Source organism: Mycobacterium sp. (assembly GCF_049673265.1).
Classification (GTDB): Bacteria; Actinomycetota; Actinomycetes; order Mycobacteriales; family Mycobacteriaceae; genus Mycobacterium.
In genome coordinates this window covers 1-6,412 of the sequence record NZ_JBATXN010000189.1, presented here as the reverse complement: position 1 = coordinate 6,412, position 6,412 = coordinate 1, and the positions used below count along the sequence as shown (strand labels likewise).

Sequence of the window (6,412 nt, the reverse complement as noted above, 5' to 3'; positions counted from 1 at the left end):
GACATGCGGTTCGGGTGGAGCCGGACGCGCCCAACGCCATCCCGCAGGTTTCTTGCGGGCAGATCTCCGAGAGCCAGTGGGGCGTCATCGTCAACCACGGCGCCGAGGCGGAACTACCCGACGGCGAGGTCGGCGAGATCTGGTTGCACGGCGACAACATCGGCCGTGGCTACTGGGGCCGCCGCGAGGAAACCGAGCAGGTGTTCGGCAACAAGCTGCAGAGCCGGCTGCCCGTCGGTAGCCATGCGGACGGGGCGCCGAGCGAGGCCACCTGGCTGCGGACCGGGGATCTCGGTGTCTACCTCGACGGTGAGCTCTACATCACCGGGCGTATCAAGGATCTGATTATCGTGGATGGCCGCAACCACTATCCGCAGGATATCGAGGCCACCACGGCCGAGGCGTCGCCGGCAGTGCGAGCGGGTTACGTGGCGGCGTTCTCGGTGCCAGCCAACCAGGTGCCGGGAGCGCGAGCCGATGAGGCCGGCGAGCGTCTGGTCATCGTGGCCGAACGGGCGCCGGTCGCGGCCCGGGCAGATCTGCAACAGGTCATCGATGCCATCCGGGCGGCGGTATCCCGCCGGCATCACCTGCCGTTGTCGGATGTGCTGTTGGTTGCGGCGGGCACTATCCCGCGAACCACCAGCGGCAAGCTCGCGCGACGGGCATGCCGCGCCCAATATCTCAAGGGCGACTTGGGCGGTCGGGTCGCCGCTTCGATCTCGCGCAACTCCGGCGAGGCCTAAGAGAGTTCGGCGATGCGCCGGCGCAGGTAGTCGCGGCCCGGCTCGGAACCATTGGACGCCAACGCCGTTCGATACCAGGTGACGGCGTCGTCGTATCGTCCGGCCCGCCGCAACAAGTCGGCGCGCACCGACGCCACCAGGTTGGACCGGGCCAGCCGCGGATCGTGTGCCACCTTGTCCAACGCCGCCAGCCCGGCATCCGGGCCGTCGCGGAAGCCGATCGCCAACGCCCGATTCGCCCGCACCACCGGCGAATCCGTCATCGCCAACAGCTTGTCGTAGGCCGCGCAGATGCTTCGCCAATCGGTCTGCTCCCAGGACGGCGCTGTCGCATGCAGCGCGGCGATCACCGCCTGCGGCAGGTACGGGCCCGTCGAACCGTGGGCCGCCCGCAGCCGATCCAGGCCGCGCGCGATGCGGCCGCGGTCCCAGCGGCGGCGGTCCTGCTCTTCCAGCGGGACCAGCGACCCATCGGCATCTACCCGGGTCGTCCGTCGCGAATCATGCAGCAGCACAAGGGCTGCCAACGCGTGCGCCTCCAGTTCAGCCGGCATCAACGCGCACAGCTCGCCGGCCAGCCGGACCCCTTCGTCGCACAGCTCGTCGCGAATTGCCGACGGGCCCGCGGTGGACCAGTAGCCCTCGGTGAACACCGAGTAGATGCAGCTGAGCACGTGCGGTGTGCGCTCGGGCAGCAACTCGGCCGGCGGTACCCGCAGTGGGATGTTGGCGTGCCGGACCTTGGTCTTGGCACGGGTGATTCGCTGACCGACGGCGGCCTCGGTCTGTAGCAGTGCCCGGGCGATCTCGGCGACAGTCAACCCCGAAACCAGTCGCAGCGTCAGCGCGAGCTGCGACACCCTGTCGAGTGCCGGGTGGGCGCAGGTGAACATCATCCGCAATTCGTCGTCGCGGACGGGATGCGGGTCTGCGTGATCGGTGCGCGCCCGGATGTGCTCCACCACAGCGGCCAATTCCTTTCCCGGGCGGACTGATTCGCGGCGCAACCGGTCGCGGGCGCGGTTACGCGCCACAGTCAGCACCCATGCCCCGGGGTTGTCCGGTATACCGTCGCTCGGCCACACCCGCAACGCCTCGGCGAAGGCCTCCTGGACGGCGTCCTCGGCGACGCTGAGGTCACCCGACCACCGGGCCAGCGCGGCCACCGTCGGGCCCCACTCGCGCCGGAAGACGCCGTCCAGGTCAGCCATGGGCGTTAGAGGCCGGCAACTCCCGCCAACTGCCGTAGCTCCACGGCGCCGGCCGGGATCATCGCGGCCAGTTTGACCGCCTCGTCACGGTCGCCGGCGGTGAGCACGTAGAAGCCAGTGGCGATCTCGGCTCCTTCCGGGTAGGGACCGTCGGTCAACAGCACCTCGCCGTCGCGAACGCGAACCGTGGTCGCCGTCGCAGGCTCGTGCAATGCGGCCCCGCCGACGATGTGATCGCCTGCGACAGCGGCGAATTCGCCGTGTCGGGCCGCTTCGGCCTCCCATTCGGGTGTACCGGGAACGTTGGCATCAGCCGGTGGTTCCAGCAGCAACGCCAGCCACTGGCCGTCGTGCCGTGACCATTCCGGATCGACGGTGTGGTAGATCGGCCGAACTTCGATGGCGCCGTGCTTGGCGGCGGGGATATCGCGGGCGAATGCCAATGCGTCGTCCAGGTTTTCGGCTTCGAAGACGTAGTAGCCGCACGCGATCTCGGCGGCCTCGGCGAAAGGCCCGTCGGTGACCGTCGGCGCGTCCGGACCGCCGGCGATGCGCACCGCGGTCGCCGCGGGCAACAGCGCGTCACCGCCGCGGATCGCCGACCCGGCTTTGGTGTGGAAACTTTCGTAGGCCGCCATCTCGCTTGCGCCCTGGTCGGGCGTGAGATCCCGCTCCTGGCTGATCAACAGAGCTAGGTACTGCATCGTGGTCACCTCCGGTAGTGAGCGGAACCCTGCGTCCCACTCTCTACCTGTCCGACGAACAATGCAGCCGCAATCCGACAGCTGGGCCCGCGGAATCGCGGAAACAGATTAGGCGACGGCGCCCGGCTTGAGGTAGGTCACCAGGCTGACATCCAGCATCTCGTCGGCGAAGTAGTGCTCGCAGCCGCGCAGGTACTTCATGTAGCGCTCATAGACCTCTTCGGACTGGATCGTCAGGGCCTTGTCCTTGTTGGCCTCCAGCGCGTCGCCCCAAAGTCGCAATGTCCTGATGTAGCTCGGCCGCAGCGAAAGCGGTTCGGGCACCACAAAACCTGCCTTCTCGCCGTGTTCGACCATCATCGCGGTGGACGGCAAGCGGCCGCCGGGGAAGATCTCAGTGAGGATGAACTTGATGAACCGAGCCGTCTCGAAGGTCAACTTCTTGCCGCGCGCATTCAGTTCGTAGGGATGATAGGCGACGCTGCTCTGCACCGTCATCCGCCCGTCGTCGGGCATGATGTTGAACGTGTTCTTGAAGAAGTGGTCGTAGTTCTCGAAGCCGAAGTGCTCGAACGCCTCGATGGACACGATCCTGTCGACGGGATCGCTGAAATCCTCCCAGCCACGAAGCAGCACCTGACGTGAGCGGTTGGTGTCGATGCTGTCCAGCACCTGCTGAGCGCGGGCGTGCTGATTCTTCGACAACGTCAGGCCGATGACGTTGACGTCGTATTTCTCCACGGCACGCTTCATCGTGGTGCCCCAGCCGCAGCCGATGTCCAGCAGCGTCATACCAGGCTTGAGGTCCAGCTGGTCGAGGTTCAGGTCGACCTTGGCGATCTGGGCTTCTTCCAGCGTCATGTCGTCACGCTCGAAGTAGGCGGAGCTGTAGGTCCGCGTCGGGTCCTGGAACAGCCCGAAGAAGTCGTCGGAGAGGTCGTAGTGGGCCTGGATGTCCTCGGGACGCGTCCGCTTGGTGATCGGGGTGACTGGATTTTCAGTCATCAGCGTTTCGTGGCCCTTCCTGCTGCGGTAGTGCATAGCGAAAGCACAATACCCGGCATTGTCGCATTACCGAGCTAGCCCCCGGTCCTGTTTTGCGCTGCTGGGGCTACTTCTCCAGCGTGAACTGGTTGACGTCGATGTATCCGACCCGGAATCCCTTCGCGCAACCCGTCAAATACTGCATGTAGCGCTCGTAGACCTCTTCGGACTGGATCTCGATGGCCTGGCTCTTGTGCTCCTCCAGCGCCGCGGCCCAGTGGTCGAGGGTCTTGGCGTAATGCGGCTGCAGCGACTGCCTGCGGGTCAACCTGAAGCCGGCCTTCGACGAGTGGTCCTCGACCTTCTCGATCGACGGCAACCGGCCGCCCGGGAAGATCTCGGTGAAGATGAACTTCAGGAACCGGGCCAGCTCGAAGGTCAGCGGCATGCCGCGTTCGACCATCTGCGGGCCGGTCAGGGCGGTGATCGTGTGCAGCAGCATCACCCCGTCGTCGGGCAGCGCGTCGTAGGCCATCTTGAAGAAGTCGTCGTAGCGGTCGTGCCCGAAGTGCTCGAATGCGCCGATGGAGACGATCCGGTCCACCGGCTCGTCGAACTCTTCCCAGCCGGCCAGCAGGATCCGCTTGGTACGCGGGGTCTCCAGCTCGTCGAACATCTTCTGCACGTGCCCGGTCTGGTTCTTGCTCAACGTCAGGCCGACGACGTTGACGTCGTATTTCTCGATCGCGCGGCGCATCGTGCTGCCCCAGCCGCAGCCCACGTCGAGCAGCGTCATCCCGGGCTGCAGACCCAGCTTGCCCAACGCCAGGTCGACCTTGGCTTGCTGGGCTTCTTCCAGCGTCATGTCGTCACGTTCGAAGTAGGCGCAGCTGTAGGTCTGGCTCGGGTCGAGAAACAGCCGGAAGAAGTCGTCAGACAGGTCGTAGTGCGCCTGGACGTCTTCGAAATGTGGCCTCAGTTTTTCCGCCATGCGAGCGTGTGCCTTTCTGGTTTTCCCCCCGGTTATCCGCCCGTTATGGTAGTCGATCGGCCTGGTCAGACCGAATCGGCAAAAGTGCTCGTCAGCTCGCCGATAACCCGATCCCACAGCTGTTCGGGCAGGTCGTGGCCCATGCCGTCGATCAACACCAGACGAGCTCCCCGGATCGCGCGGGCGACTACCCGGCCGCCGAACGGGCGCTGCAGCTTGTCCTCGCGGCCATGCAGGACCACGGTGGGTACGGTGATCTGCCGGTCATAGCGCAGCAGGCTGCCGCTGGCGATGATCGCACTGAAATGCCGGCTGATGCCCCACGGGTAGTAACAGCGTTCGTAGGCCTCGATCGCGTCGTTACGCAGCCGCTGCTCGGGCGCCGGGTAGCGGGGGCTGCCGATGATTCGCCAGACCTTCACCGAGTGGTCGGCGATCACGTCGATCGGGGAATTCGGCGCCGGCCCCTTGAGCACCGCGAACAGTGCGCGCGGCGCCGGCGGTGGCAGGAACGGTTGGTTGTTGCTGGAGAAGATCACCGCCAGCGACCGCGTCCGCGCACGGAACCGGGCAGCGAAGATCTGGGCGATCATGCCGCCCATCGACGCGCCGGCGATGTGTGCGCGCTCGATGCCGAGGTGGTCGAGCACCGCGGCAGCGTCGTCGGCCATGTCTTCGAGCGTGTAATCGGCTTGGCCGGGGATGCCCAGCCAGAACTTCAGCATCCGGGGGATCTGCGCCCCCCCGGTGTGGCGCCGCTCGGTCTTGCTGGACAGGCCGACGTCGCGGTTGTCGTAGCGGATCACCCGTAGGCCTTCGGCGACGAGCTTCTCGCAGAAGCCGTCGCGCCACAGCAGCAGTTGCGAGCCCAGCCCCATGATCAACAGCACGGCCGGGTCGCCCGGGTCGCCCATGTCTTCGTAATAGATGTCCAGATCGCCGGAACGTGCTGTGCCGCTTCGGATTTCCACAGACCTATACCTCTACATCGGATTGGTGCTCGCGGCCGACCTCGACCATGAAGTTGGCGAAGTATCCGGTGAGCTGCGGGTCGGACATCATCTGCCATCGCGGCGCCAGCAGCTTCATGTACCGCTCGACATAGAGGAACTGCTTGCCGATCAGCACCAGCTCGCGGGGCAGCTTGACGTCGTAGGCGTCGGCCAGCGTCGAGAGCTGCCTGCCGATGTCGGCGTAGGACATATCGCCCAGCGTCTGCATGGTCAGCGGGGTGGTGAACTTCTCCAGGTCCTTGGCGGCTTGGGCTTCGGGCCGCATTGTGCCCACGGCGCCCATCAACACGACGATCTTGCCCGCCGCGGCGTGGTCCTTCTTGACCAGCAGGGCATATACCAGCTCGCGCAGCAACCAGCGGGTGCGCGGATCGATGCGGCCCATGATGCCGAAGTCGAAGAACACGATGCGGCCCGCCTCGTCGACGTAGAGGTTGCCGGCGTGCAGGTCGCCGTGGAACAGGCCATGTCGCAGGCCGCCCTCGAACAGGCTGAACAGCAACGCCTTGACCAGCTCGGTGCCGTCGAATCCGGCCTTGCGGATGGCGGCGACGTCGTCAATGCGGATGCCCTGCACCCGCTCCATCGTCAGCACCCGGTCGCTGGTCAGGTCCCAGTACACCTGGGGGACCCGGATGTTGCGGCCCAGCGGCGAGGCGTGCAGGTGCGACACCCAGGCCTCCATCGACTGCGCCTCGAGGCGGAAGTTCAGCTCCTCGGCCAGGTTGTCGGAAAAGTCGGCGACCACGTCTTGGGCGGACAG

6 protein-coding genes and 1 pseudogene are annotated in these 6,412 nt (G+C 66.0%); 1 reads left to right on the top strand and 6 read right to left on the bottom strand.

Annotation, left to right across the window (positions count from 1 at the left end; translation table 11 throughout):
- Positions 1-746 (top strand): annotated as a pseudogene (locus tag WBF82_RS06755) (fatty-acid--CoA ligase); the annotation flags it as partial.
- Here the strand turns inward: WBF82_RS06755 and WBF82_RS06750 are convergent.
- The 6 genes from WBF82_RS06750 to WBF82_RS06725 all read right to left on the bottom strand — a co-directional run.
- On the bottom strand, positions 743-1,957 hold the full coding sequence (locus tag WBF82_RS06750) for an RNA polymerase sigma factor (protein WP_424382295.1): 1,215 nt from the start codon (positions 1,955-1,957) through the stop codon (positions 743-745). The pseudogene WBF82_RS06755 and the gene WBF82_RS06750 sit on opposite strands and share 4 nt — an antisense overlap.
- Positions 1,958-1,962: 5 nt before the next feature.
- A complete protein-coding gene (locus tag WBF82_RS06745; protein WP_424382294.1) occupies positions 1,963-2,661 on the bottom strand; it encodes a YciI family protein in 699 nt (232 codons plus the stop codon).
- A 108-nt stretch (positions 2,662-2,769) separates the two neighbouring features.
- On the bottom strand, positions 2,770-3,666 hold the full coding sequence (gene mmaA4 / locus WBF82_RS06740; RefSeq protein ID WP_424382293.1) for a hydroxymycolate synthase MmaA4: 897 nt from the start codon (positions 3,664-3,666) through the stop codon (positions 2,770-2,772).
- A 106-nt stretch (positions 3,667-3,772) separates the two neighbouring features.
- Positions 3,773-4,636 carry a cyclopropane mycolic acid synthase family methyltransferase gene (locus WBF82_RS06735; RefSeq protein WP_424382292.1) on the bottom strand — a complete coding sequence of 288 codons (864 nt, stop codon included), beginning with the start codon at positions 4,634-4,636 and terminating at the stop codon, positions 3,773-3,775.
- A gap of 65 nt (positions 4,637-4,701) precedes the next feature.
- Positions 4,702-5,550, bottom strand: a complete 849-nt coding sequence (locus WBF82_RS06730) for an alpha/beta fold hydrolase (protein ID WP_424382296.1) — start codon at positions 5,548-5,550, stop codon at positions 4,702-4,704.
- 61 nt (positions 5,551-5,611) lie between these two features.
- Positions 5,612-6,412, bottom strand: an 801-nt coding sequence (locus tag WBF82_RS06725) for an ABC1 kinase family protein (protein WP_424382291.1), incomplete at its 5' end; no start/stop codon positions are given.

Excerpts from the sequence above, each read along its gene's own strand:
- WBF82_RS06750 (WP_424382295.1), bottom strand. The coding sequence starts at position 1,957 with ATGGCTGACCTGGACGGCGTCTTCCGGCGCGAGTGGGGCCCGACGGTG.
- WBF82_RS06745 (WP_424382294.1), bottom strand. The coding sequence starts at position 2,661 with ATGCAGTACCTAGCTCTGTTGATCAGCCAGGAGCGGGATCTCACGCCC.
- mmaA4 (WP_424382293.1), bottom strand. The coding sequence starts at position 3,666 with ATGACTGAAAATCCAGTCACCCCGATCACCAAGCGGACGCGTCCCGAG.
- WBF82_RS06735 (WP_424382292.1), bottom strand. The coding sequence starts at position 4,636 with ATGGCGGAAAAACTGAGGCCACATTTCGAAGACGTCCAGGCGCACTAC.
- WBF82_RS06730 (WP_424382296.1), bottom strand. The coding sequence starts at position 5,550 with ATGGGCGACCCGGGCGACCCGGCCGTGCTGTTGATCATGGGGCTGGGC.